Consider the following 25339-nt stretch of genomic DNA (forward strand, 5'->3'; position numbering starts at 1 on the left):
ATTTGCTGCACATACGACAGTGCATACGCTCACGATCTTACACCAACCCATTATACAAATACACGAATTCAGTTTCCAGAGACGCACAGCTCATCTATCATATATACTCGAATAAACATATCAGCTGTATCGGTTGTATCTTTTCGCGTTCAGATCTCGGCTTCGAATTCGTCGAGTGCGTACAGTGAGTCAGCACCACGACGGTCAAGCGTCTCATTGGCAAGAAGCCAATAAACGACAGAAAGTGCACGTCGACCCTTGTTATTCGTTGGTACAACAAGGTCAGTATTGCTCGTTTGATTATTCGAATCACACATTGCAATGACCGGGATCCCAACAGTGATTGCTTCTTTCACCGCTTGTGCATCGCCGATTGGGTCAGTAACAACCACAACATCAGGTTCGATATATCCTGCATAATCAGGATTTGTGAGCGTGCCGGGGATGAATCGTCCAGTGCGTGCCCGTGCACCGACAGCGTCTGCAAACTTCTTTGCAGGGAAGCGTCCATACTGTCGTGAACTTGTGACGAGCATCTGGTCAGGATTGTAATTCGCAAGGAAATTCGCAGCCGTTCGAATTCGCGAATCCGTCTGGCTGACGTCAAGAACATAAAGCCCGTCATCACGAACACGGTGAATGAAGCGCTCCATGTCACTTGTTTTCTGTTGGGTCCCAATGTGGACACCAGCGGAGAGATAATCCTCAACAGGAATGAGAAGATCTGCCTCTTCATCTGGCATCACATCCTCATCGAAGGTTGGTCCTTCAAGTTCATCATCAGGCTCAGCATCAGCGCTTTCGTTGCCTGTCTGGGTAGTTGTCTCGTCCCCAGCAGCGTCGCTTGCAGTCGGGGTAGTCTCATTCGATTCATCGGTCTCGGTATCAGCCTCGGCCTCAGTCGCTGTGTCAACATCAACAGGGGACTCGCTGACCACTGCTTCGTCGTCATCCACGACCTCGACCACTTCGTTATCGTTTTCTGTCATACTGCATCCTCCGCAATGCGGATAAGTTCATTTAGTTTGGCAGTTCGCTCGCCTTGGACCGTACCGGTCTTAATAAATCCAGCGTCAGTCGCAACAGCGAGGTGTGCAATTGTCACATCCTCAGTTTCACCTGAGCGGTGTGAGACAACTGTTTCATATCCATGTTCACGAGCCAATTCAATCGCATCAAATGCATCGGTGAGGGTACCGATCTGATTTGGCTTGATTAAAATCGAGTTTGCAGCATCAGCATCGATGCCCGTTTGTAATCGTTCAACGCTTGTCACAAAGAGGTCATCCCCGCAGATTAACGTCTGATCACCAACTCGCTCAGTGAGCGTCGCAAAGCCGTCATAGTCGTTCTCATCAAGCGGGTCCTCGACATAGACGAGATTGTACTCTGCGATCATCTCAGCGACGTATTCGACTTGCCCTGTGGTTGATTTGACCTCATCACCATAGACGTATCCACCCACATCATCGTCATATAACTCTGCAGCAGCCATATCAAGCCCAAACCGAATTTCAAAGCCAAGGTCATCCTCAACATCGGCGACTGCATCATTAACGAGGCTAAACGCCTCAGCGTCAGAAATGGGTGGTGCCCATGCGCCTTCATCACCTTTTGCCGCAGGGATACCGCGCTCATCAAGGATCTCAGACACTCGTGCATGGACGGCGGCGTTGGCGAAGACGGCCTCCGAAACGTTCGGCGCACCAATTGGTGCTGAGAGGAACTCTTGAATGTGTGTTGCCTCTTTGGCATGCTCGCCACCACCAACAACGTTGCCGAGCGGGGTCGGGAATGACTCCCCGCGGAATGTCCCGCCAAGATGTTGATATACAGGTGCACCGAGGACGTCTGCTCCGGCTTTTGCAGCAGCCATCGAGATTGCAACAGCGCTGTTTGCTCCAATCTGAGAGAAGTTGTCTGTTCCATCTGCTGCGTGCAATGCAGCATCAACTTCGCGTTGATTTCCAGCGTGCACCGTATCGATAAGTCGGGGAACTACATGATCGCGAGCGCTTGCAATTGCCTCAGCAGGGTCAAGTTCAATTGCCTCATACTCGCCGGTGCTTGCCCCACTGGGCGCTGCTGCTCGTCCAAACCCGCCGGATTGTGTCAAGACATCAGCTTCGACAGTTGGATTCCCTCGTGAGTCAAGAATACGACGCAGTGAAACGTTCGTTATCTGCGTCATTCTCAGCTATCCTCCTGTTTGACCGTGAACGGCAGAACACCGGCATCATATTCCTCCGCAGCAACGAGAATCGGCTCGGATTGTTCAGTGTCGACGAGCACAGGAGCACCATACGAAATCTGGAGTGCGCGTGCACCGAGGATCCGGGCTTTCTCATACCGATTATACGTTGGTTGTGTATGGGTTTGTGAGTGACTCATGTGATGATCCTCGTCTCCATTGATATGATTGAACCGAACATCTGTGCGTCATTGCGACCGCAAGCATATTGATATCGGTTATGATGAGTACTGATTTGTCTATCTCGACGGTCGTTTACCGGGCATATATCGATATATTTGCTAATATTGTTTGAGCGAACGCCCAGATTAGTATCAGTACCGGTTTTGACCGCTTGATGTGAGTGTCTACTCACCGATATGCTGTCACTAGTTCCAGTATCAAAATCAGTGCCAGTGTTGAGTTCTACCCGCTGATTGAGTGTTGTCGCTAGTCCTGAGCATAACTCGCCTGAAAGCGATGTGGAAAACGCCACAGATATGTCCCATCCACCCGGGGAGAAGCGTGTATAGGGTCTAGATCGAACGCTTCTTTGTGTACTCAACTGCTGCGAATCGGGTTGATTTCGAGCGTGACCTCGATAGTGAATTCGGGTCACTGGTATGGGGCAACGACGTCGACAAGATCCCGATGTGAAACCATCATTCGACGACAGCAGTGACGTTTGATGCCAAGGTCATCAAGCACTTCCCCTGGGTCTTCGTTGCCATCACGCGCTCGCTGTTTAAATTCATCCCAGTGTTCACCAATAACAGTACCGCAGGTGAAACATCGGACAGGTATCATCATGATATGCTCACCTCAGCGGTATGATTTCTGATATCGGGCACGGGCACCTGGACCGCCCCATTTTTTCGGTTCAGACTGTCGCACGTCGTTGACGAGCAGTGATCGATCAAAGTCCATGTATGCATCACGCAGTTCTGCATCATTGAGATATTGAACCAATCCACGGGCGATTGCCGTTCGTGTTGCGTCTGCTTGCCCAGCAAAGCCACCACCAGAAACGGAGACATCAATGTCGACCTGTGATCGAAGATCCTCGCCGGCAATGCGGAATGGCTCAAGCATCTTGAGACGAGACATCTCTGGTTCAACAAGCTCGACTGGCTGGGAATCGATACGGACACGGCCTTTCCCCTCGCGAACAGTTGCGCGAGCGATTGCCGTCTTCTTCTTACCGGATGTATTCGTTACCATGTGACTGTCGCTCCAAGGTTTGCAGATACCTCTCCGAGTGAGAGGAATTTGATATTTGAAAGTCGATCCAACGTCGTTCCATCGATTGCCTCACCATCATCGTCGTATGGATTTCCGACATATGTACGAACATTCGAGAGTGCCTCGCGTCCGCGGTCGCTCTTGTATGGAAGCATTCCACGAACAGCTCGCTTGAAGATTCCATCCGGACGTGATGGATATGCAGGTCCCTGATCAGAACCAAGCTCTGATCGGGTCTCATACACACTCATGACATCTTCTTCGGATCCTGTGATGACAGCATCCTCAACATTGACGATTGCGACCGTCTCGCCCTCGAGTGCGCGTTGTGCAACCTCACTTGCAACGCGACCAACAATGCAGTTTTGTGCGTTGATGACAACATCAGCGTCGAATTCTGCAAGACTCATCGAATCACCCGTACGTTACTTCCTTCAGGATTTTCTTTGACATATTCACGAAGATACTCAGCATCTCCGACTTGTTCGATCTTTGTTTGTGCAGTCGATGAAAAATCAACTGCAGCAACAGTGATGTTTTTCTGCAGCACACCGCTTCCCAGCACCTTGCCAGGAACAACAACGGTCTCATCTTCGCGTGCGTATCGTTCAATACGCCCAAGATTGACCTCTGCATGGGTGCGCCGTGGCTTTTCGAGGCGATCCGCGATGTCCTGCCAGACATTGGCATCAGACCCACGGGATTTCGCCTTCAATTCGGCGATGAGACTATCAAGTCTCGGATTTGTTTTACTCATTAATATCAACTCCGTATTGAGAAACCGCAGTACTGGAGTGCAGAGAGCAGGATTTGAACCTGCGGACCCCTACGGGACAGCGCCCTGAACGCTGCGCCGTTGACCAAACTTGGCTATCCCTGCGTGCACTCCGAATTTTTCGATGCCCCTTCATACTCCTTTCGATCCGATACACACCAACCGACCGCGAATCGACTGTATAATCCTCAGAATCCGGACATTCGACGCTCTGGGATATGTCTATGACTGCAACCGCAGGTATCGATAACTGTGGAGAGGATGCCGTCGAATTCAGGGTCGAATAATAGTCATCTCCACATTCATCGACATGCTCGTGGCTTCGCAAGCGAGCACAGGCGCGTCGATAGTGAGATGAAGGGTCAGTCATACGATTCAATTTGTGTGGTGTGTCGTGTATATAGTGTAATTCTATGACGATACGACAATCTGATTCTCAGATGGCAACCTTTGTCTCAAGTTCAGCTGCACGGTCACCGAGTGAGCGCGCTGCTCGTTCAACAAGTTCGGGAACGCTGAAGGATCCATCTGTCTCGACATGAAAGACAACGGCATTTGGAACATCTGAGACGGTGAGTTCCTTTCCAGGATACCGGTTCGTGAGGTCATTATCGAATTCTGTCGTGGGAATCAAATCCCCATTTGTTGCTGTCTCATCAACAGCATGCGCGGCTGCGCCCTCTTCGATAACACCTCGGAGGATATGCGGGTCCTCATCGGCAAACTCATCAGCATCACCGATGACCTCGATACGCTGGAGGTGCCTATATCCAACAGCAACACCACCCTGTTGTTTGGCATGAGACTTCCCGGTGTCAAGAACCGCATCAGCCTCAAGCTCAAGTCGGTGATTCTCCTTGAGTTCAATAATCGGGATGTTTTCATCAGCAGGCTCAACAAGCCGGTCGGATGAGACAATATCCCCGGAGTACGCTGTTTGTGGACCCGTTATATCAAGCGAAAGCGTCACTGTGTCACCGATATCGAAGTCATCAACAGGTGTTGTTAATGGAACTAGCCCTAATCGAAGCCCGATCATCTCATCAAACATCACCGATGAATTCTCGACAAAGCGAACGTCTTCAATACTGAATGTCGGAATGTCGGCAACCATCGCGCGCCGAATACCATTTGCGACTGCAGGGGTGACACCCCGAACAAGAAAGCGTGCACTTCGGTCATCGGTATCGCGTTCGATGAACTCAATGTCAAAGTCGTCTGTCATCAGTGATTAAAGCCGGCTGTTCTTTGGTGCACGTGTTCCATCGTGTGGAATTGGTGTGACGTCTTCGATTCGACCGATCTCAAGACCGGCACGAGCAAGTGCACGGATTGTCGCCTGTGCACCTGGTCCAGGGCTTTTATTCCCGTTTCCGCCAGGACCGCGGACACGGACATGAAGACCGTCAATGCCTGCTGCTTTGATATCCTCAGCAACAGACTCAGCCATCTGCATGGCTGCATATGGTGATGCCTCATCGCGATTCTGTTTCACGACTGCACCACCAGATGACTTCACAATCGTCTCAGCACCTGTCAGATCGGTTACGGTGATGAGAGTATTGTTGAATGATGCGTGAACGTGTGCGACTCCCCATCGTTTTTCAGTATTTTCAGATTCACTCATGTGTTATTACTCCTGTCCCTCGGCGCGAGCCGGGTGAAGACTGTCTGCGAGTGGGCTGTTTTCATCGAACGCAATGGCGTTTGCTTCAGTCTCTTCGACCATTTTTGATGGACGGGTAACACGCGCGCCATTGACGGTAATATGCTCATGAACGATGAACTGACGTGCCTGTTTGGGCGTGCTTGCAAGCCCTTGTCGATAGACAATTGTCTGTAGTCGGCGTTCAAGAATGTCAGAAACATCAAGTCCGAGCACCTTGCTGATATCGTCATCCGCTGAGAGGATGCCGTACCGACGGAGTCGGTCAAGGAACTCCTCACCAAGTGCTTCGGCAACCGAAACGTCACCCTGTGCCTCACCAATGAGTCGGCGAGCCTCACGCCGATATTCACGGAGTTCGGATTGTGTTCGCCAGAGTTCTTCTTTATTCTTCAGCCCATATCGACCAAGGAGATCGCCTTCCTGAGCGATACGCTCACCCTGATATGGGTGATTCGGGGTCTCATATCGTTTTGTATTACTTCCAGTCGACATATGATATCGCTGTGATTACTCCTCTTCTTCCGCAGCCTCGGCGGCTTCTTCTTTGATTGCTTCGACATTCACGCCAATCGTTCCCTCAGTACGCCCTGTGGACTTTGTGCGCTGACCACGGACTTTCTGACCACGCTTGTGTCGGACACCTTTGTATGAATCAATCATTTTCATCCGGTTAACGTCGTGGCGGCGCTTTTCTTCGAGATCTGCTCCAGTTTTGTGATCGGTATCACCGCTGAAGAAATCCTCACGACGGTTTGTCATCCATCCAGGGATGTGGTCGTCGAGGTTTTCCACAGCATCGGTGATTGAGTCGATCTCGTCCTCTTCAAGAAGACCAAACGTTGCATGCCGGTCGACGGATGCCACGTCGGTAATAATGCGTGCGGTACGCTTTCCAATACCTTTCATGTCCGTGAGACTCCGCTCAACCGCTTTCGTCCCATCGAGATCTGTCGTCCCGATTCGGACGAAATATTGGAGGTCATCATCTTCCTCCTCGGCGGCGTCGTCTTGTGTATTATTTGCACTCATGACTTAGAGTTGATTACGGTGATTATTTGTATCTCATCTTAACTTTGATTTCGATGAGCGTTGCGGCGGGGATTCGAACCCCGGAGGCATTACGCCACTGAATTAGCAATCCAGCGCCTTGGGCCAGACTTGGCTACCGCAACACACTGATTTATACTGTCGCCCGCTTGGACTCGGGAGTCGATCCCCCTACATCATATTGTATCAATTGCAAAGCGAGGTCGCTATTTAAGACTCACGAAAGTATATCTCCGATTATACACGTCTAAGGGGTATACATCAGCAAAGAGCGTTCAAAAGAGCTGTTGTGTTGATATCGTGAAAGCTCATCAATTGAATCGGATCCTCGATGAGTCTCAGTAGATTGTGGTCCTCACCAGCAGTATCTCGCTTTGTTTCTCTGATACAGCACACTACATAGGTGATGTAACCCAATGCTACGGTGACGACAGATACTAGAACACATGATAATTACTGATGTAGCAGTGTCGTGTTGAATGATAGCGAACGATATTTTTACGCCGACACACAGAAATTAGATGTTATATGTCCGATATTCGGGATGAGGTAGACGCGATTATCGATGACCGTCCCGAGACACACCGTGTTTTTACTGAGATTCTACAGATTGATACTGAACACAGCGTCTGGACATTCGAGGATATTAAAGCCGATACTGGATTATTTGGCGAATTAGTCTCCCGTGGGATTGTTGAAAAACAGGATGATGGATATTCGCTTGCAGACCCAACTGCGGTTGATGCGGCATTAGCTAATCGAGATGATCTAAATTATGCAGAGAACACTGAGCTAGCCACAGACGGATCACGCTCAGATGTATCAGAAATAGAATCGGATGATGATCATGGTCGACGTCAATTAAGTGATCAAATCGATATGTCGGTAGATCGAGTTATAGAGATAATCTCCAATAATCGCGATCGTATACTCTCCGTTGTTGGAGTGTTTGCGTTGGTCGTTGTGTTTCGACTTGTTGCTGTCAGGAGTGTTTTTCAAGAAGGCTATGTGCTTTTGCTTGGCAATGATCCCTACTTCTATCGATATTGGGTATTTGATTTTGTCACAGCGAATCGAAGCCCGCTCACCGTCGCTAATGGAATCGAGCAGGGTGAACCACTCCTCGTTGCAACACTTCAAATCGTAACAGCACTTTTCGGTGGCGGTCCTGCTGCTGCGGAGCAAGTACTGGCGTGGTATCCGGTTGCCGCTGCCGTTGTCTGTGGTGTGAGTGTGTATCTTATCGGAACCCGGCTGAGTGATGACCGGCGTGTTGGTCTGGCAAGCACTGCCATTCTTGCGACATTGCCCGTTCATGCGTACCGAACGAGTATCGGGTTTGCCGATCACCATGCGTTCGATGTAGCCATTCTCGCTGTCGTCTTTATGACAGTCGCAGCGTATGAGCGGACATCGCCGACATCGATATCTCAGCTTCTAGAACTCACACCATGGATTATCTTAGCTGGAGTTGGGATTGGTGCTCATACGCTTGCATGGAATGCAGGTGCTCTTTTATTAACGCCACTTGGAGTATATGGCGTTATTCGGGCGCTCGCAAGCGTTCGTCATGATGTGTCGGTCTTATATCGATTAACACCACTGACTGCGAGCATGGCGATTGGTGGTGGTATCGGAGTTCTTGGACATGAAGCGCTTGGGTGGCAATCAACAACGATGATCATCCCTCCAACGCTCCTTGCGATTGCACTGTTCACGCTCGCGATTGTTGCTGAGGGATGCAGACGTGTCGGACTCGATTATCGCATAACAGCTATCGGGGTCGTACTCAGTGGTGCAGCCGTGTTACTCGGTAGTATTGAGCTGATTCCTCGGTTTGGGGATGAGTTTCGGAGTCAGACTGACAGACTAATTTCAGGTCCGGGCACGGAGAATATCTTTGAGGCACAGTCATTATTCAGCGCTGACTTTGGATTTATTCTTGCACCAGTCATTTTCTTCGGACTCGCGATTTTCGTGAGTATAATTGTATTCATCTGGGCCAGTTGGACTGGATGGACACGTGATCGTGGTGATTTACTACTTGTCTGTGTGTATGGTGGTACATTATTCATTCTCTCATTGTTACAGGTCAGATTCGCTGGTCATCTTGCACTGCCGGTGGCGATCCTTACTGGCATTAGTTTCGTGTGGCTCGTCGCAAAGGTGACCGACATATCCCCTCCAACTGTCCGACCGGTCGGAGTCGGCACACAGTCAACAAGTGAACAGCGCGTTGCATGGCGTCGTCATGCGACGAGTACAGATACAGACACGAACACAGACACAACCGGCTCATCAACTCGTGAAAGAAGTAGAGATTCGAGGGATGGAACAAGTCGACGACAAATCTTCACTGCCGTGATTGTACTTTTCCTGTTGGTCGGGGGACTTGGGGCTGTCATGACGCCGGTTCGGACAGCTACACTGACATATGGTGATGATACTGCCAGCGCGATTGATGAGATGGATGCCTTCGCTACTGCTGAGAATCGAAGCTGGCCGGAGACATATGTCCTCAGTCGCTGGGGAGACAATCGAGCGTATAACGCACATCTCAACGGCAATTCACAGAGCTATGGATATGCTCGGAGTAATTATCTTGATTTCCTTCGATCTGATGAGAGTGAGGAATGGTATCAGCAGATACAGGGTCGTGTTGGATTTATTATTATCTCGGAGATACCTGAGTTTTCAGAACTTGACTCCGAAACGATGTATGCCCGATTGCATGACCGACAGGGACTCGGAACACATTATCAACTACTGTATGCAGGTGATGAAAAGAAAGCATACGCTGTTGTCCCCGGGACGATGGTGAATGGAACCGTTAATGAGACGAAAACAAGTGTCACTATCTCTGGTAGAATGGATGTTGGGTCACACACAATGATCACTCAACGTGAAATACCAACTAAAGATGGGTCATACACAATCCGTATTGCAACGCCTGGAACCTACACAATCGGGAATCGAACGGTCGAGGTGACACAAGAGGATGTGGTAGCTGGATAAGAGTCGGTGATTGCTGTATGTGTATACTCAGACATATCACCACACAGGTATTTACTGGTGCTGTTCAACGATTGAGAGGAAGTTTTCAAAGACTCTTTTTGCAGTTTGTGTTTTTGCGTGTTGTGATGGGGTTGCTGATGTGAGGACTGTCTCAACAACCGATTCAGACACTCCTTCCTCACGCTTTCCATCCGTGACCATCTTGACAGTCTTCAGGTCGTATTCAGGATGGAACTGCACGCCATATACGGTTCCAAGTGAAAATGCTTGACAAGAGCGACTGTTTCCTGCAAGTTCAGTTGCATTTGGCGGAAGACGAACGACCTCATCAGAGTGTGTCTCAAACGCGATGAATTCAGCAGGGAAATCAGCGAATAATGGCGAGGAGTCATATCGCTCAATTCGTTGATACCCGAGTTCATACTCGTCCATCGCGGAGACGCATCCACCAAACGTCTGTGCGATGAATTGATGCCCCCAGCAGACACCAAGCAGTGGAATATCGAGTTCATGGAGATCTCGAAGCAACTCAGCGAGCGTCTCCATCCAGGTTTCATGATCGTATACCGCAGTCTGTGATCCGGTAATAACAGCAGCATCATACGCCCATTCACCATCAGCAGTTGGCCATGGTGGTTGCTCGTCTGCACTGAGTTTGAACGCTGTTAATGATGCATCAACCTCGCGTCGGAAGTTTCGCTCTGCAGGCGTATCGCCAATTGATGCATCACACAGTGCAATGTCAAGATCACTCATATGACAATGCAATATAGTATATCAAATGCTATGAGTATTGTTCGATGTGTCCACGTTCGTGCACAACCAATTTCCGATATATACACGAGTGAGAATTGGGCATCCTATAATGAACAGGAGTGAACTGTCGTTTCCTAGTGACCCAAGGATGTTTATTTTCGGGGGAGGTTAACTACGGGACTCGACTCTGCACGTTTATAAACTACCCTCAGAATGGAGAAAGAGGTGGTCAATGTCTTCCATCAGTCCATCGAGATCGCGGTCTGGTTGATCGCGCACCCAGGAAAACATGTTGTAGATCGTCTCCTTGAGACCGTGTTCGAGTTGTGATCGGAGCGACGAGGCTTTCGAGACAAGTCGCTCCGAGGCGCTCGATTCCGGACCAAGCCGAAGAAGGCTGTAGGCCAGCATCTGAAGGTGCCAGTGACGACTGGCACCGTCAGAATCACGAACCTCGCAGTCTCCTAAGCCAAGATCCTCTTTCGAGTCCTCGAAGAATGTCTCTACTCGCCATCTGTACGAATAGCTCCGAATAATGTGTGCCGAAGGCGCGTCAATCTTGCTCGTCGCAAGATACTTTACTGGATTCTCTTTGTCCTCATCGGTAACCTTCTCTGTGATTACCAGCCGAACTTCACCTAATTTCGAGACAGGGACTGTCTTAGTCCAAATTTTGTACGTTTCACCGTCAACTTCTCGCTCTTCCTTGTCGATGCACTCTTCGAGCGCATCGACGCGTCTCTCTTTGTTCGCGTAGGTCACCTGTCGGTTGCCCCGTAGTGGTCCAATCCAGTCCTTGCCGTGTGATTCGACGTGTTCGATCAGACCGGAGTCATGAGCAAACCATGCATCGAAGAGGTAGGTGCCCGCAGGCACACCTACCTCTTCTTCTAATTCCGTGATTATCTCTCGTGCGAGGTCGTATTTTGTCTCCTGTTCGTCTTCCTCGTCCTCGTCGTCGACCTTCTCGTACTGGCGAAAAGCAAGTGGATAGGACGTTTTATCATCGGTATAGAACGCGTAGACGAGGTTCTGTCCCCAAACAGGCTCACCCTCAGAGTGATCGTAGAACTCTCCAGCACCGGGAAGGGACTTCCCGGTTCGCTGGATGACTGAATCGTCAATAACGATATAGCCGTTTTGTGACCAGCGTGTCTCTCCGTGTTTTTGCAGTTCCTCTAACCGCTCGTGATTGAGCTGATCCTCATCCCAATCGTATTCGGTGATGAACTTGTTGAGTGCTCGGTCACTTCCGGCAGGAAGGACCTCTCGTGCAATTCCGGTTACAGTCTTGCTGCGGCCCGCAGCAAGACCTGTCACGTACGTTTTGGCGTGAGTCGTTTGATGATATGATAGCGAGTCGAATTCATCCAGCACGTCGGTGCACGAGAGGAAATCCGTAATCGGCAGCATCAAGTTTCAATGCTGCCTACATCACGCCCCTATTTAAACGTGCAGAGCCGAGTACGGGAGATGTCATAGAAGTCATGAAGCTATTCATATCGATTTGGTTATCTAGGGATAATGCTCGTATATCGGTATGAGCCGTTGTATTTGTATATGAGTATTACGAGTGTGTTGTCGGTGCATCGAGATATTTGTCATTAAGCACCCACTCGTCGTTTTCTTTTATTAGATACTCGCCATAATACGGGACGCGATTTGCAACAGTCTCACGGAATGTCTCACGAATTTCTTCGCGTGTCATCTCACCCATCGAGCGGAGATCATCATTTCGATTTAGACAACCCTTGAGGTAACCTTCATGTGTCACACGAACGCGATGGCAATTCGCACAGAACGTTGGGTTCTCAACAGGATCGACGATTTCAACCATCCCATCGCCGACGAAATATCGATTTCGGTCATGCATCTCACGCGTCTCGACACGGTCAGCAATATCTGCAAGCCAGTCATGGACACGTTGGATATCAATATTCCACTCGGGATGACCAGTGAGCTCGGGCATGTATTCGATGAGTTGTAATTGTAATCCAGTGTTCTCGGAGACATGATTGACCATGTCTTCAACGTATTCAGCAGTGTGTTCAAACACAACCATATTCAATTTCACTGGAGCAAGACCAGCATCAACCGCAGCCTCAACGCCTTCGAGGACCCTGTCATACGCACCGGATTTTGTGATTTCGGCGAACTCATCAGGATCGAGTGCATCCTGTGAGACATTTACACGTTCGAGTCCAGCCTCTTTGAGAGCGCCCGCTCGACCTGGGAGAAATGTCCCGTTCGTCGTCATCGAAACTTCCATCGATGATGGTGTGCGTCGGATGATTTCTATGAGATCATCACGAAGCATCGGCTCACCACCGGTGAATTTCACCTTTCCAATGTCGAATTCCGAGACAACTTCAAGAAAACGGACGACATCGTCGGTGCTCATCTCGTCGTCCTGTGGGTCCATCGGACCGCGGGTATCACCAAGTCCCTCATTATGACAGTAGACACAATCGAAATTACAACGATCGGTCAAAGAGACACGGACGCCAGACACCTCGCGCCCGAATTCATCTTCGAGCATAAACCAATGGTTGTTGTCAATGATGATAAATTCGCTGTCACCCACGGGTTAGATGTAACTGATACTCATTACATTCTGATAATTTGAGTCGACTCGAGTGTCGGTGTGCAAAACGCTTATCGCTTGCTCGGAGTGACGATGCATATGCACACTGCGACGGTCCGTGACCGACTGAGAGATGTCACAGACCCCGATTTAGAAGACGATATCGTGTCGCTTGGGCTTGTCAACGCCATTGATATTGATGAGTCGAATAATACCATCCGTATTTCATTAGCACTTGGTGCTCCGTATTCTCCCGCTGAGAGTAAAATCGCCGCACAGGTTCGTGAGGTGCTTGGGGATGTTGAATATGATCTTGATCTCGCAGCGACAATCCCATCAGTCGAGAGTGAAGATGAGGTGCTTCCCGGTGTCACAAACGTGATTGCTGTTGCCTCTGGGAAAGGTGGCGTTGGAAAGTCAACGGTCGCAGTGAATCTTGCGACTGGATTATCAGATCTTGGTGCACGGGTTGGATTGTTTGATGCGGATATTTATGGACCAAACGTGCCGCGAATGGTTGATGCAGGTGTCCCACCAGAGACTGAGGACGAACAAACAATCGTTCCGCCTGAGAAGTATGGCATGAAATTGATGTCAATGGCGTTTCTCGTCGGAGAGGATGACCCGGTGATTTGGCGTGGACCAATGGTACATCAAATTCTTACCCAGCTTGTCGAGGATGTTCGATGGGGCGATCTCGATTATCTTGTATTAGATCTTCCACCAGGGACTGGCGATACACAACTGACAATTCTTCAGACACTTCCATTGACGGGGGCAGTCGTTGTGACGACACCGCAGGATGTTGCTGTTGATGACGCCCGCAAGGGACTCCGAATGTTTGGTGAACATGACACAAATGTACTCGGGATTGTCGAAAATATGGCGTCATTCACCTGTCCTGACTGTGAATCGATTCATGATATCTTCGGTGAAGGCGGCGGACAAGTGTTTGCTGCGAATAACGATCTTCCATTCTTGGGATCCCTGCCGCTTGATCCACAGGTTCGCACTGGCAGTGATGATGGCGACCCTGCCGTGCTCGGATCCGGGGGGACTGCTGATGCGTTTGAGGCAATGACGGCGAATGTCGCGGATATGGTTGGAGTGACCCGACGGCGTGATGTCATGAATCGGTGATACGCTTCTCTGAGTGATTAGTTTCTTTATGAGGCTTAGAAGCGTGAGGCAGTAGATTCATCAGAAAAATGATACTCGTATTAATATAATTCGTGAGCATTCACAAAGTGAACCTAGGAGGACTGATTGTCAATTTATTATTTCGAGGGCGTCTTGAGATAATATCTGAAAACAAAGTTGAAATTCAGGACAAGGAAGTATTTACTCAATCGACAGATGGTCCAGCAATTAAGATTTGAAGTAACGAGTTTATTCGTGACGAGTCCCGCGCAATCGACTTTGACACGATATGCTCGCTTTCCCTATCGATATTGGGGGCAAAAATAAGTGAATCATATTGGAGGACAGGAATTAAAAGAATGTCGTCGTATCCGGTGTGTCGCCAATCGATGTTCTCAAACGATGTATCACACCAATTTGGGAATAACCGTATATCAGTGGACACTCAACCACAGACACAAGGACTAATTCATTTCACATGCCAGTAACCATATCACCAGATGATTGCTAATAAAACAGTGTTAGTGACCGGTGGCGCGGGGTCGGTCGGTCGGATTCTCGTTCGTCAGCTACTTGATCGAAACCCGGAGGTAATTCGTATTCTCGATCAGAGCGAGCCGGGATTATCGAGACTCAAATCTCAGATTGACGACGAACGATGTCGGTTTCTTATGGGGAATGTTCGCGATAAGGATAGACTTGCTCGAGCTATGAATGGTGTCGATATCGTCATTCACACTGCGGCAATGAAGCATGTCGACATTAGCGAGTATAATCCGTTCGAGGCAGTCAAAACTAATGTGATGGGATTGCAGAATGTAGTTGATGCTGCAATTGATGCGGACGTGAACCGATTTGTATTCACTAGCAGTGATAAAGCAGCTCATCCTGCGAATACGATGGGAACGACCAAATTATTGGGTGAGAAACTGGTTACGGCAGCGAACAAATATACTGGCGGACACGATATTCAGTTGTGTTCAGTCCGGTTCGGAAACGTAATTAATTCATCACAATCGGTGATTCCGATATTCAAACGACAGATTGAGACCGGCGGTCCAGTGACATTAACTGATCCACAGATGAGTCGGTTCTTTCTCACATACAATGATGTAACCGAGTTGGTTATTGATGCGATGAACCATACAAAAGCCGGAGAGATTTTTATACAGAAGATGGACGCAATTGCAATTGAGGACTTGGCTGAAGCAATGATCGATGTGTTTGCGCCGGCATACGATCACCCACCAACTGAAATTAAGATTGAGGAAACCGGGAGTCGTATCGGAGAGACACTCGATGAAAAGATACTCACGAAACAGGAGGAGTTACGAACAGTTGAGAACGACTCGCTATATGCAATTCTGCCTGAGCAGAGTGAGGGAGACGATTATCTCGATCACTCGACTCTCGATGGATTCGATCCCGTTGAGACGGTTGTCCGATCATCAGAACGCGCAAATAAATTATCTCAACCAGACATTCGTCACCTCCTCCGATCTGAGTTTGCTGGGGTGCTCGCATAATGACCTCGGACACAGTTGTCGTCACTGGAGCAGCTGGTTTTATCGGTCGATGGGTGGTCCATGAGCTACTTGAGCGTGGATTTACCGTCCATGGGATAGATGACCTGCGGAATGGGTCTCAACGCAATATTGCCGCGTTTGATACCGAGGATGCATTCGAGTTTACTACTGGAAGCGTAACGACTCGTGACGATGTTGAGGCAGTTCTGACTGAGGAGGTAGATTTCTGTATTCACCTGGCAGCCGAGATTGATGTTCAAGAAAGTCTCGATGATCCAGACTCGCACTTTGAGGCGAACATCGTGGGAACAAAGCATGTTCTTGAATTCTGTCGGGAGAATGAGATTGCACTCGGGCTGGTCGGGACGTGTATGGTATACGATATGGTCGAGTCTGAGGCGGGGATTGATGAATCCCACCCAGTGAAGCCAGCATCTCCATACGCTGGCTCGAAGCTTGCTGCAGAGAATCTTGCAGAGAGTTATTATCACGGCTATGGACTGCCAGTGACGATCATGCGACCGTTCAATACGTACGGACCATTCCAGAAGACCGGTATGGCAGGTGGTGTTGTGTCGATTTTTACAAATCGCGATATTGCAGGCAAGTCACTCACAATATACGGTGACGGGACACAAACGCGCGATTTATTATATGTGACTGATTGTGCGGAGTTTATTATCGAAGCAACGCTGTCAGACGAGACTACCGGCGAAATACTGAATGCTGGAACTGGAACTGATATTTCGATTAACGAGCTTGCGGAGCTCATCGCAAGTGAGGATACTGAAATTGAGCATGTTGAGCATCATCATCCACAGAGTGAGGTTGAAAAACTCTTATGTGACCCAGCAAAAGCACGTTCAATGATAGATTGGGAACCAACTGTCTCGCTTGCGGAGGGCGTCTCACGCCTTCGAGAGTGGCTGAAATCCCACGAGGAGGTATCAGCCTGATGAATAGTAGTAGCACCCCAGCACACTATGGAGGCAAGCCCATTCGTGATGAGGTCCTTGGATACGGTTCGCAGAGTATCTCTGAGGCAGATAAAAAAGCGATCACAGAGGCGCTTGAGGGCGACTATATTACGCGCGGTCCAGCCGTCGAGGAGTTTGAACAGCGAGTTGCGGATTTCGTTGGCGTTGACCATGCGGTTGCGAGCACTTCAGGAACGACTGCACTGCATCTCGCTGGTGAGGCTGCCGGGTTCGAATCGGGAGACGAAGTAATCACGACACCACTCACATTCGTCTCGACTGCTCACGTCGCCACATATACTGGAGCAACCCCAGTGTTCGCTGATATTGACCCACATCGGCGCTCACTTGATCCTGACGCAGTCCGCGAGCAAATCACAGACGATACGGCTGGAATCGTTCCGATGCATTATGATGGATTGCCAGCCGATATTGAAGAATTGCTTACAATTGCCGATGAACATGATCTCACTGTTATCTGGGACGCCTGTCATGCGTTTGGCGGCGAGTGGCGAGACGAACTGATTGGTGCACAGCGGGATATGGTAATGTTCAGCTTTCATCCAGTCAAGAACATCACGACTGGGGAAGGGGGAATGGTCGTTACCGATGATGATGAATTGGCGAAGCGATTACGCAGATTCCGCTCGTTTGACATGGACTATGCTCCAGCGGGGTATGAAGATGAACCATGGTATCAGGTCACCGAGGGAGTTGGGTATAATTATAACTTTACTGATATTCAGGCTGCATTAGGCTTAGCACAGCTCGATCGAATTGAAGAGTTCAAAGCTCAGCGAGATATGATCATCGAATCATACAATGCGGCGTTTGAGGAGGTGCCAGGAATCCGTACGCCACCGGATCCTGTCGAATCCGATCCGATGCGTCATTTGTACGCGATTGAGGTCAACGAGGAGTTTGGATGTGACAGAAAAGAGTTTATTAACGCTATGCATGCTGAGAATCTCGGTGTACAGGTACACTATGTGCCATTGCATTATCACCCGTACTTCCAAGAGGAATTTGGATATGAAGAGGGGATGTTTCCCGTGGCTGAAGAGGTGTATGATAAGTTAGTGAGTATGCCGTTACATGCTGAGATGAACCAAGATGATATTGGAAAAGTGACCCAGGCAGTTGAGCGGCTTCACCGGTATCATAATTAAGCGAAAATTATATACTTTTTGACCGATACTAACAGTTCATATCATTTTGGGTATAAATTGTGGATCTATATGTCAACTATTCATAGGTATCGATGAGAACTCGTTCGGATAATATAATAGCAATTCACGACTCTGTCGACAATTGTCTTTTCTGGGCCTTCCGGATTATGCTCTATGATGAATAGACTGTAGTTACATATTGGGTAGTCCAGTTTTCGAGTAGAGACACCGAAATTATCTTTGAGGGTGTCAGTATAGTTGAATAGGATGTTATATGGAAAACGTCGAACTCCAGATGCGATACCGCGAGAGCGGGAAGATTGCACTCTGTCGGTGATTGTCGTGCGTCATTCAGCATGGGTGGACTCAGCCATGAATTCAGCCTCAAACCAACCCGCTCATCAGGTATCCTTGTGGTTATGCTCAATGAGTGGCGTCTCATACCCTGCGGCTGCTGTCATCCCTACAATATCGATGGAGAGCTTCGTCTTCTCCATCCCACCGTTCTGCTGCGTCGCTGCTATTTTAGCAGGTTATGCTAGCGTAGCTATACGTACCCTCCAAAATAGCGTGGATCTTAGTCAGATAAGAGCCCAACTCACGTCTCAGTGTCTTCATTTGAGTGGTTGAGGTGGGTTTATTAGGTTGTTTGCGCTCTATTCATCTATGAACGAGCTCAAGATCGGGGACCGGCTAGTTGGACCCGACGAACCGACGTTTGTGATCGCTGAAGCGGGATCAAATCATAATGGTGATCTTAGTATAGCAAAGGAACTGATTGAGGTTGCTGCAGACGCGGGGGCAGATGCAGTAAAGTTCCAGACGTTTCGTGCAGAGGATCTCTATGTCGAGGAGAGCGGCGATGTCGAGTACCTAGACGATGACAGAAGCATATACGAAATTATTGAATCAATGGAAATGCCCTATGACTGGATACCAGAACTTCACGATTACTGCCACGAGCAGGGCGTTCAATTTCTGTCTACACCGTTTGATGAGCGCTCTGCAACAGAGCTTGCAGAATATGTCCCAGCATGGAAAGTCGCATCGTACACAAGTAGTCATATACCATTTTTGAAATATCTTGCAGGGACAGACAAACCAATCATTATGTCTACAGGAGCACATAATCTCGAAGAAATCGAAGAGTCGGTGACTGCTCTCAAAAACGCCTCTGTTTCAGGTCTTGTGTTACTTCAATGCGTAGCTGCGTATCCAACCCCACTCTCAGAGATCAATCTCCGTGTCATTGAGACACTTCGCAAAGAGTTCAATGCACTCACAGGACTTTCGGATCATACGTTGGACCCGGTTACAGCTCCGACCACTGCTGTCGCACTGGGTGGAAGTGTCGTTGAGAAACACTTTACACTTGATAACGACATGGAAGGACCAGATCACGAGTTCGCATTAGAACCAGATAAACTGAACAAGATGATCTCTGCGATCCGAGATACCGAGACAGCGCTCGGCACCGGACAAAAACGAGTGCTTGGGGTCGAAGACGAACTGTATGAGAAGGGACGAAGAGCAATTCAGGCTACTACTAGTATTGAAGCTGGTGAGGAGTTGAGTTCAGAAAATGTGAGCGTACTTCGACCCGGCGAGCGGGAAACAGGAATGCATCCTAAATTTTATGATGAAATACTTGATGAAACTGTTTCACAAAAGATACAGAAAGGTGAAGGCATCCGGTGGGAATACATAGAAGACTAATTATATCTGATTCTGTTTATCAGTTGTTGAGACGAGAGGTTTCAATTTCTGTAGCAGATTTCCGAATCTCAGAGACTGTCTCAAAATCAGGGTTAACAGATAGCGCATCAATTCCGAATTCAATCAATTTACGTGCTAACTGTTCATCTGATGCGGCTTGTCCGCCGATACATGTTTCAATCTCATTATTATTGGAGATAGATATGACACGTTCGAATAACTTGAGCACAGCGTCTTCCTTTTCATCGAATTTTGACTGAAGTTTCTCGTTGTTGCGGTCAATAGCTAAAGTGAATTGAGTGAGGTCATTACTTCCAAAGACAACAAAATCGATATGTTCAATAAATTGTTCAAAAGTGAGAGCCACAGCGGGCGTCTCAACCATTAATCCGAACGAGATATCCGTTAGTCCAGCATCTTTGGCATATGACTTCCATTCAAGGAACTCTGATTGTAACCGCGTCATCGGTGGAAATAGACCGATATTTTCATACCCTCTATCGACTAACTTTTTGATAGACTCGATTTGAATATCATATAAGCCAGGATCCTCGGTTGATCTGGAAATTCCTCTCCATCCTAACATTGAATTATCTTCTTTATTTTCATGTCTCTTACCACACTCCATCTGTCTAAGATGCGAGACAGCGAAGTCATCAGTTCTGATCCACACAGGATCAGAATATGTGCTAACGACAGATTCGATACGGTTCGCAAGTTGGTTTTCTAATGCCTCACGTCCATGTCGTTCAGTATATTCTTTTGGGTGCGTGTCGTCCAGCAGATCCAATAGAAGAAATTCAAGTCTCATAAATCCGACTCCCTCAGTTACTCCAGACAGTTTCGGATGCTTCTCAAGGACTTCTGGAAACCCCAGATTCAGTTTAATTTCTGTATCACAATCTGGGAACGGCAGGTTATTATATGACTTTTGATATGAATTTGAATTAAAAACATCCCCAAGGTAAATTTCATTACCCATTATAGTCAAACGTTCTCCATTATAATCACACAATGTATTAGATATTCCAGAAATGCAGGGGATACCGAGTTCGTTTGCTAACAGAACACCGTGATCAGTGCGCTCTATCCTCTCACACAGGATTGCGCGTACATCTGATTTTGCCAAGTCATAAAATAGTGTCACATTATTTGTCGTTGACACAGAAGAAGGGACATATACTATATTTCCTTCAGCAACTTGCGTAGTATGATCGCTGCTTGATATAATTTTGAGAGGTCCTGACACCCTTCTCTGTGGACCTAGTGAAGTGCCCACCTGAATCGGCTCACTGACAGTCATTTGCTTGGGATAAGAGATTGCTTTCATCAATATATACTTGATCCGTGTACCGAATAATACCCAAACCAGTCTCATACTCATCAACTGGTTCAATCTCTTCATCAAGCGCATTACGAACCAATAGATCGAACTCATTGACACCTGCCTCTACAGTAAGGCAGGAAGATCCGGAAAACCGAGGATTAATTTCAATTAGATACGGTATACCATCTTCATCAAGCATGTGCTGAACATTCATTGGACCGGCTGGTTCAAGAGCTTCAAAAGCCTCTATACAAGCCTCGTAAACAGTTGGATTATCTCTCGTTATCCCTAGGGCTGTGTAGTTATTACGCTCTGGAACTTCCTTTGTCACTATTGACAGAAGGCGATTGTCGTTGGTCACAGTAACATTCGAAGTATATTCAGGACCGTTGATAAATTCTTGAACTAAAAGATTACTCTGATCAACTTCATTTTCATCAATATATTCTCGAAGATCATCAGAGGTATGTATTAGTTGAACTCCTCGACTTCCTTGTCCATATCGAGGCTTTACAATTTTTGCGGGCTCCTTGCTCTGTGACTCAAACAATCCACTATGGGTGTCAGCGACCGAGGTTTCAGGTATTCGCAATCCATGTTTACGAAAATACTCGTACATTTCCTTCTTATCTACCGTTTTTTCGATTAAACCCCGTCGGGGAACAATTACTGGGATATCGTTTGGAAGAGCGGATTGGAGACGGTCAATTTCTTGCAATTCCTGATCAATAAGAGGTATAACTATATCCACATTGTACTCATTTACTACTCGTGCCATAGCAGTTGGCCACTCGTTATCTGAGGCAGCAGGAACACAAACACCATGATCTGCGATATAAAGACCTGCTCCATGAGGGTTCATATCCACTGCTATCGTTTCATGAGACGCTTTCTGAAGCGATTGAATTGCACCGATTCCGATATCACCGCCAGCAGCCGTAATTAATACGCGAGCCATATCATTATCTTCCCACAGATATACTTAATTCCCACACTCTCAATAATATATGAAAATAGGGTTCATTAGTGATGTTCACGCTAATCTTCCGGCTTTAGATGCTATATTAAATGATTTGCAACATATGGATAAGATTGTTCATGCGGGAGACATAGTCGGATATAATGCATTTCCAAGAGAGGTAATCGAGTGTTTTCAAGAGCAAAATATTGATTCGATCGCTGGGAATCATGATAGAGGTATCTCTGATAGTGATGATTTTGATTTCCCTAGACCTGCACTAGAAGTCATAAACTGGACTATGGGCGAGCTCACGATAGAAAATAAGGAATTCATCAACCGACTCCCAACAGAATTGCGATTAGAAATAGATGGTTACACGATTCTGGTAGTTCACGGATCTCCGTATGAACCGAATGAGTATATCTATCCTACAGATTTAACATTGGAATTAGTCGAAGGTCTGGATGAGACAATAGATGTACTAATCTTGGGGCATACACACTATCCAATTGTCACTAAGCTAAGCGGTGTTCTACTAGTGAATCCAGGGAGTGTTGGACAACCGCGCGACGGTGATTGGCGTACAAGCTACGCGGTCTTTGATACTCATACTGGAACAGTAGAGCTTAGACGACAAGAATACAATGTTGATAAAACAATTGAAAAGGCTAAAATAGAGTCTTTTCCACAGCAGATCATCAATTCATTCCGCCAGTCAAATTAAATTCTACTTTTGAAGCTGAGATTGATGACGATTGCCTAACTCAGAAAGTTCAGGATCTGGTACTGTTTCAGGATCGCCGATCAAACCCGAAAATGATTGAATTTTCGCACAGAATCCGACTGTATATACAACATGTTTTGTATCACAAAGGGATCCATTCATGACTATACTCCGTGATTGTGGAGTAGACAGGTCCACCGATAATTAAAAATATTCAGGGCAACCTGTGCCAATTTCTCATTCGATCGAAATCTCGTGATTTGATTCGACAACATTCCCACCTAAGTAAACCAAAACAATATCAGAGGGCATCAGTTTGGGATACTGAATCGTTGAAAGAGTAATCGCAATTGTTCGATCATCAAATCGACAATTTACACATTTCCGAATGTTTCTTAATTTAATCCATCATTAAGGACCCCGTTAACTATCTCGCAAACTCTTTTCTTACTTTTGTCGTAGTACTTGTCATATCAAGTAATGGTCTAGTTTCTAACCTATAATCACAATTCTCTGTTAACCATGTTTCGGGTAGTAGGACGGGGTATGCTACAGACTTTGTCTTTTCAGGACTTTTTTCTGGATATGAATTGATACATATTTTAAAAATATCGTTCATTTGCTCAGAACAAACAGTAGTTGGTCTGACTAGTTTATGTTTGTTATTTTATGATAAATTCGATCCGTTCCGTATGCATCAACCAATTCACGCCCAGCCTCAGAGTATCTTTTTCGGAGCGATGCATCTGACATGTATCGGTCTATACTCCGGCGAAATCCCGGATTCCCTTCGCCCGCGTTGACCACACTCGCCATATTTCTATTTTCGAGAGTTTCTGCTATTATCTGTTGATTCTCGGCTACTGGTTGGCACACAATAGGGGTACCAACTGCGAGGAGTTCATATGTTGTGCTGCTCGCCGTACTGACGGCGATATCTGCTTGAAACATCCGCTCCACGAGATTCTCAGGATCACGGCTTACTGATACATCGGGAGTCACGGCTTCAGCGGCGGCACGAGCGGCACGTTCTTGTTGTTCAGAAAACCCAGGTCCAACAATCGCGTCCACGTGCAGATTGAATTCTTCGAATAATCTGATAACTGTTGGCGTTCGATTCTGTATGTCACTTCCCCCCATTGTAATGAGAGCGCGACGAGGGGAGTCTCGCCACGGCGGGTCTTGATCAGCGAGCAGTCGAACTTCTTCTCGAAGCGGGACAAAGTCAGGTCCGAGAAGTTGCTTTGGGGGATTGCCAACGAAATCATATGTAAGATCTGACGCGTAGAGATTACCATTGATCAGGATATCTGCACAAATCGGATAGCGAGCATCATCTATATACACCGCGAGCGGGACGTGTTCGCGTATTCGTTGTTGATATTCTGTATCAGCGGGATATGCATCGATAAGAACGGCATCTGGTTGGTTTACTTGTATCCATTCAAGCAATCGACTTGGATTTGATCTTGAATCGAGGGTAGTGACTTCGACTTCCCCCGGACATACTTCCTCGGCAGTCTCTGGCGTTGTTGTTGCGTATGTGACCGTATGATCTTCATCAAGAAACTCACGTGCAATGGCTGCTGTTCTCACGAGATGACCGTATCCTATTTCTGATCCACCGTCAGCTCGGATTGTGAGATGCATGAGTGATCTACTTTTGTGTCACATCAGCATTCAGTTTGTGTAAATCTCGATCATCAATCACCGAGACTGCGTCTCTTATCGGGAGCGTATCCTCATACTCAACTCGGTTATAAATCTCTCGAAGCAGTTCATAATCATCGGCTTCATCCAAGGTTATCCGGAGATCGGTTCGATCCTGCATCCAGGATCTATTAAATATCTCTTCAGAAGTCACAGAAGCAAGATTGAACTGATCATCGTTTTCCCGATAATATGTGGTGACGTGTTCGCGGTGATGTGGCTCTTTCGCGTTTTCATGTATGTGTTTGAAACTCTCATAACTGAATGCCTCGACATCAAGACCACGAGGGAAAGTACGCTCAACGGTATTTGAGCAATAATCCACATTCTCTGTAGCGAGGCGGTCAACCACAGCATCAATCACATCCCAATCGATCAACGGACAATCACCGGTAATTCGTACTACTGTCTCTGCATTCGCTCCTGTAGCCGCAGAGAGCATTCGATCAAGCACATCATCTTCACTCCCACGGAACACTGTTGCGCCAGCGCGATTAGCATACCGAGCAATAATATCGTCAGCTGTTTTCGTTGAGGTAGCAACGACGACTTCGTCTATCGTATCCGCCTCTTGTACTCTCTGTATATCATGTGTTAGCACGTGAGACCGCTCAAGTGGCAACATCATCTTTCCTGGTAGCCTCGTTGATCCCATCCGAGCTTGAATAATTGCAACAGTTTTCACGGATACTCAATCTCGCGGCACCCTCAAACAGTTTGCTCATTTATTTCGATGATGTTTGTCTTATAGATAGAAGGAAACGGTTCGAT

General features: G+C 47.5%; 25 protein-coding genes, 2 tRNA genes and 1 pseudogene. 7 read left to right on the forward strand and 21 right to left on the reverse strand.

Features of this window, described 5'->3' with window-relative positions:
- Positions 1-149 precede the first annotated feature (149 nt).
- From rpsB to HQRW_RS10540, 13 genes are all read right to left on the reverse strand, one after another.
- Positions 150-989, reverse strand: coding sequence for a 30S ribosomal protein S2 (gene rpsB, locus HQRW_RS10475; RefSeq protein ID WP_011572148.1), 840 nt, complete (start codon positions 987-989; stop codon positions 150-152).
- Positions 986-2191 carry a phosphopyruvate hydratase gene (gene eno, locus HQRW_RS10480; RefSeq protein WP_014556565.1) on the reverse strand — a complete coding sequence of 402 codons (1206 nt, stop codon included), beginning with the start codon at positions 2189-2191 and terminating at the stop codon, positions 986-988. The genes rpsB and eno overlap by 4 nt, the downstream gene beginning before the upstream one ends.
- A gap of 2 nt (positions 2192-2193) precedes the next feature.
- Positions 2194-2391: a DNA-directed RNA polymerase subunit K gene (locus tag HQRW_RS10485; RefSeq protein WP_011572150.1), complete on the reverse strand. Its 198-nt coding sequence runs from the start codon at positions 2389-2391 to the stop codon at positions 2194-2196.
- Positions 2392-2845: 454 nt separating this feature from the next.
- Entirely contained in the window at positions 2846-3040 is a 195-nt protein-coding gene (locus HQRW_RS10495; protein WP_011572151.1) for a DNA-directed RNA polymerase subunit N, read from the reverse strand.
- 12 nt (positions 3041-3052) lie between these two features.
- Positions 3053-3451, reverse strand: coding sequence for a 30S ribosomal protein S9 (locus HQRW_RS10500; protein WP_011572152.1), 399 nt, complete (start codon positions 3449-3451; stop codon positions 3053-3055).
- Positions 3445-3882 (reverse strand): 50S ribosomal protein L13, encoded by a 438-nt coding sequence (locus tag HQRW_RS10505; protein ID WP_014556566.1) that lies wholly within the window; start codon positions 3880-3882, stop codon positions 3445-3447. Before HQRW_RS10505 ends, HQRW_RS10500 begins: the two co-directional genes overlap by 7 nt.
- Positions 3879-4229, reverse strand: a complete 351-nt coding sequence (locus tag HQRW_RS10510) for a 50S ribosomal protein L18e (protein ID WP_011572154.1) — start codon at positions 4227-4229, stop codon at positions 3879-3881. Before HQRW_RS10510 ends, HQRW_RS10505 begins: the two co-directional genes overlap by 4 nt.
- A gap of 38 nt (positions 4230-4267) precedes the next feature.
- Positions 4268-4352, reverse strand: a tRNA-Leu gene (locus HQRW_RS10515).
- A gap of 331 nt (positions 4353-4683) precedes the next feature.
- On the reverse strand, positions 4684-5472 hold the full coding sequence (locus HQRW_RS10520; protein ID WP_014556567.1) for a DNA-directed RNA polymerase subunit D: 789 nt from the start codon (positions 5470-5472) through the stop codon (positions 4684-4686).
- Positions 5473-5478: 6 nt separating this feature from the next.
- Positions 5479-5874, reverse strand: a complete 396-nt coding sequence (locus HQRW_RS10525) for a 30S ribosomal protein S11 (protein WP_011572156.1) — start codon at positions 5872-5874, stop codon at positions 5479-5481.
- A 6-nt stretch (positions 5875-5880) separates the two neighbouring features.
- Positions 5881-6408, reverse strand: coding sequence for a 30S ribosomal protein S4 (locus tag HQRW_RS10530; protein WP_011572157.1), 528 nt, complete (start codon positions 6406-6408; stop codon positions 5881-5883).
- 15 nt (positions 6409-6423) lie between these two features.
- Positions 6424-6945 (reverse strand): 30S ribosomal protein S13, encoded by a 522-nt coding sequence (locus HQRW_RS10535; RefSeq protein ID WP_014556568.1) that lies wholly within the window; start codon positions 6943-6945, stop codon positions 6424-6426.
- Positions 6946-7003: 58 nt separating this feature from the next.
- Positions 7004-7088 (reverse strand) — tRNA-Ser (locus HQRW_RS10540).
- 403 nt (positions 7089-7491) lie between these two features.
- On the opposite strand from HQRW_RS10540, the gene HQRW_RS10545 reads away from it, so the two are divergent.
- Entirely contained in the window at positions 7492-9978 is a 2487-nt protein-coding gene (locus tag HQRW_RS10545; RefSeq protein ID WP_014556569.1) for an STT3 domain-containing protein, read from the forward strand.
- Positions 9979-10029: 51 nt separating this feature from the next.
- Here HQRW_RS10545 and HQRW_RS10550 read toward each other — a convergent pair whose 3' ends face one another.
- The 3 genes from HQRW_RS10550 to moaA form a co-directional block, all read right to left on the reverse strand.
- Positions 10030-10734 carry a type 1 glutamine amidotransferase gene (locus tag HQRW_RS10550; protein WP_014556570.1) on the reverse strand — a complete coding sequence of 235 codons (705 nt, stop codon included), beginning with the start codon at positions 10732-10734 and terminating at the stop codon, positions 10030-10032.
- A 195-nt stretch (positions 10735-10929) separates the two neighbouring features.
- Positions 10930-12147, reverse strand: a complete 1218-nt coding sequence (locus tag HQRW_RS10555; protein ID WP_014555765.1) for an IS701-like element ISHwa4 family transposase — start codon at positions 12145-12147, stop codon at positions 10930-10932.
- Between the two features lie 154 nt (positions 12148-12301).
- A complete protein-coding gene (gene moaA, locus HQRW_RS10560) occupies positions 12302-13273 on the reverse strand; it encodes a GTP 3',8-cyclase MoaA (RefSeq protein WP_014556571.1) in 972 nt (323 codons plus the stop codon).
- Between the two features lie 144 nt (positions 13274-13417).
- Between moaA and HQRW_RS10565 the strand changes: the two genes are divergently transcribed.
- The 5 genes from HQRW_RS10565 to HQRW_RS10590 all read left to right on the forward strand — a co-directional run bounded on the left by HQRW_RS10565 (position 13418) and on the right by HQRW_RS10590 (position 19846).
- Positions 13418-14458 carry an Mrp/NBP35 family ATP-binding protein gene (locus tag HQRW_RS10565; protein ID WP_014556572.1) on the forward strand — a complete coding sequence of 347 codons (1041 nt, stop codon included), beginning with the start codon at positions 13418-13420 and terminating at the stop codon, positions 14456-14458.
- A 500-nt stretch (positions 14459-14958) separates the two neighbouring features.
- Entirely contained in the window at positions 14959-15984 is a 1026-nt protein-coding gene (locus HQRW_RS10575) for an SDR family NAD(P)-dependent oxidoreductase (RefSeq protein WP_014556573.1), read from the forward strand.
- Positions 15984-16940 carry a dTDP-glucose 4,6-dehydratase gene (locus tag HQRW_RS10580; protein WP_014556574.1) on the forward strand — a complete coding sequence of 319 codons (957 nt, stop codon included), beginning with the start codon at positions 15984-15986 and terminating at the stop codon, positions 16938-16940. The genes HQRW_RS10575 and HQRW_RS10580 overlap by 1 nt, the downstream gene beginning before the upstream one ends.
- Complete coding sequence (locus HQRW_RS10585; RefSeq protein ID WP_014556575.1) at positions 16940-18130, forward strand: DegT/DnrJ/EryC1/StrS family aminotransferase; 1191 nt, start codon at positions 16940-16942, stop codon at positions 18128-18130. The genes HQRW_RS10580 and HQRW_RS10585 overlap by 1 nt, the downstream gene beginning before the upstream one ends.
- Before the next feature lie 666 nt (positions 18131-18796).
- Positions 18797-19846, forward strand: a complete 1050-nt coding sequence (locus HQRW_RS10590; protein ID WP_014556576.1) for an N-acetylneuraminate synthase family protein — start codon at positions 18797-18799, stop codon at positions 19844-19846.
- Positions 19847-19865: 19 nt separating this feature from the next.
- On the opposite strand, the gene HQRW_RS10595 is transcribed toward HQRW_RS10590, so the two are convergent.
- From HQRW_RS10595 to HQRW_RS10600, 3 genes and pseudogenes are all read right to left on the reverse strand, one after another.
- Positions 19866-20828: a putative PEP-binding protein gene (locus HQRW_RS10595; protein WP_049891990.1), complete on the reverse strand. Its 963-nt coding sequence runs from the start codon at positions 20826-20828 to the stop codon at positions 19866-19868.
- 6 nt (positions 20829-20834) lie between these two features.
- A pseudogene (locus HQRW_RS16990) lies at positions 20835-21251 on the reverse strand (PEP-utilizing enzyme); the annotation flags it as partial.
- Positions 21136-22131, reverse strand: a complete 996-nt coding sequence (locus tag HQRW_RS10600) for an ATP-grasp domain-containing protein (protein ID WP_014556578.1) — start codon at positions 22129-22131, stop codon at positions 21136-21138. The gene HQRW_RS10600 and the pseudogene HQRW_RS16990, both read right to left, overlap by 116 nt.
- 49 nt (positions 22132-22180) lie before the next feature.
- Between HQRW_RS10600 and HQRW_RS10605 the strand changes: the two genes are divergently transcribed.
- A complete protein-coding gene (locus tag HQRW_RS10605) occupies positions 22181-22858 on the forward strand; it encodes a metallophosphoesterase family protein (protein WP_014556579.1) in 678 nt (225 codons plus the stop codon).
- A 648-nt stretch (positions 22859-23506) separates the two neighbouring features.
- On the opposite strand, the gene pseG is transcribed toward HQRW_RS10605, so the two are convergent.
- Positions 23507-24508: a UDP-2,4-diacetamido-2,4,6-trideoxy-beta-L-altropyranose hydrolase gene (gene pseG / locus HQRW_RS10610; protein ID WP_014556580.1), complete on the reverse strand. Its 1002-nt coding sequence runs from the start codon at positions 24506-24508 to the stop codon at positions 23507-23509.
- A gap of 7 nt (positions 24509-24515) precedes the next feature.
- Positions 24516-25253, reverse strand: coding sequence for a cytidylyltransferase domain-containing protein (locus HQRW_RS10615; protein ID WP_197535312.1), 738 nt, complete (start codon positions 25251-25253; stop codon positions 24516-24518).
- Positions 25254-25339 lie beyond the last annotated feature (86 nt).

This window comes from Haloquadratum walsbyi C23 (assembly GCF_000237865.1).
Lineage (GTDB): Archaea > Halobacteriota > Halobacteria > Halobacteriales > Haloferacaceae > Haloquadratum > Haloquadratum walsbyi.

Excerpts from the sequence above, each read along its gene's own strand:
- HQRW_RS10525 (WP_011572156.1), bottom strand. The coding sequence starts at position 5,874 with ATGAGTGAATCTGAAAATACTGAAAAACGATGGGGAGTCGCACACGTT.
- HQRW_RS10545 (WP_014556569.1), top strand. The coding sequence starts at position 7,492 with ATGTCCGATATTCGGGATGAGGTAGACGCGATTATCGATGACCGTCCC.
- HQRW_RS10595 (WP_049891990.1), bottom strand. The coding sequence starts at position 20,828 with ATGGGTAATGAAATTTACCTTGGGGATGTTTTTAATTCAAATTCATAT.
- HQRW_RS10550 (WP_014556570.1), bottom strand. The coding sequence starts at position 10,734 with ATGAGTGATCTTGACATTGCACTGTGTGATGCATCAATTGGCGATACG.
- HQRW_RS10605 (WP_014556579.1), top strand. The coding sequence starts at position 22,181 with ATGAAAATAGGGTTCATTAGTGATGTTCACGCTAATCTTCCGGCTTTA.
- moaA (WP_014556571.1), bottom strand. The coding sequence starts at position 13,273 with ATGCTCGAAGATGAATTCGGGCGCGAGGTGTCTGGCGTCCGTGTCTCT.
- HQRW_RS10530 (WP_011572157.1), bottom strand. The coding sequence starts at position 6,408 with ATGTCGACTGGAAGTAATACAAAACGATATGAGACCCCGAATCACCCA.
- HQRW_RS10565 (WP_014556572.1), top strand. The coding sequence starts at position 13,418 with ATGCACACTGCGACGGTCCGTGACCGACTGAGAGATGTCACAGACCCC.
- HQRW_RS10485 (WP_011572150.1), bottom strand. The coding sequence starts at position 2,391 with ATGAGTCACTCACAAACCCATACACAACCAACGTATAATCGGTATGAG.
- HQRW_RS10555 (WP_014555765.1), bottom strand. The coding sequence starts at position 12,147 with ATGCTGCCGATTACGGATTTCCTCTCGTGCACCGACGTGCTGGATGAA.
- HQRW_RS10520 (WP_014556567.1), bottom strand. The coding sequence starts at position 5,472 with ATGACAGACGACTTTGACATTGAGTTCATCGAACGCGATACCGATGAC.
- HQRW_RS10505 (WP_014556566.1), bottom strand. The coding sequence starts at position 3,882 with ATGAGTCTTGCAGAATTCGACGCTGATGTTGTCATCAACGCACAAAAC.
- HQRW_RS10500 (WP_011572152.1), bottom strand. The coding sequence starts at position 3,451 with ATGGTAACGAATACATCCGGTAAGAAGAAGACGGCAATCGCTCGCGCA.
- HQRW_RS10510 (WP_011572154.1), bottom strand. The coding sequence starts at position 4,229 with ATGAGTAAAACAAATCCGAGACTTGATAGTCTCATCGCCGAATTGAAG.
- HQRW_RS10535 (WP_014556568.1), bottom strand. The coding sequence starts at position 6,945 with ATGAGTGCAAATAATACACAAGACGACGCCGCCGAGGAGGAAGATGAT.
- HQRW_RS10585 (WP_014556575.1), top strand. The coding sequence starts at position 16,940 with ATGAATAGTAGTAGCACCCCAGCACACTATGGAGGCAAGCCCATTCGT.
- rpsB (WP_011572148.1), bottom strand. The coding sequence starts at position 989 with ATGACAGAAAACGATAACGAAGTGGTCGAGGTCGTGGATGACGACGAA.
- pseG (WP_014556580.1), bottom strand. The coding sequence starts at position 24,508 with ATGCATCTCACAATCCGAGCTGACGGTGGATCAGAAATAGGATACGGT.
- HQRW_RS10575 (WP_014556573.1), top strand. The coding sequence starts at position 14,959 with ATGATTGCTAATAAAACAGTGTTAGTGACCGGTGGCGCGGGGTCGGTC.
- HQRW_RS10600 (WP_014556578.1), bottom strand. The coding sequence starts at position 22,131 with ATGGCTCGCGTATTAATTACGGCTGCTGGCGGTGATATCGGAATCGGT.
- eno (WP_014556565.1), bottom strand. The coding sequence starts at position 2,191 with ATGACGCAGATAACGAACGTTTCACTGCGTCGTATTCTTGACTCACGA.
- HQRW_RS10495 (WP_011572151.1), bottom strand. The coding sequence starts at position 3,040 with ATGATGATACCTGTCCGATGTTTCACCTGCGGTACTGTTATTGGTGAA.
- HQRW_RS10580 (WP_014556574.1), top strand. The coding sequence starts at position 15,984 with ATGACCTCGGACACAGTTGTCGTCACTGGAGCAGCTGGTTTTATCGGT.
- HQRW_RS10590 (WP_014556576.1), top strand. The coding sequence starts at position 18,797 with ATGAACGAGCTCAAGATCGGGGACCGGCTAGTTGGACCCGACGAACCG.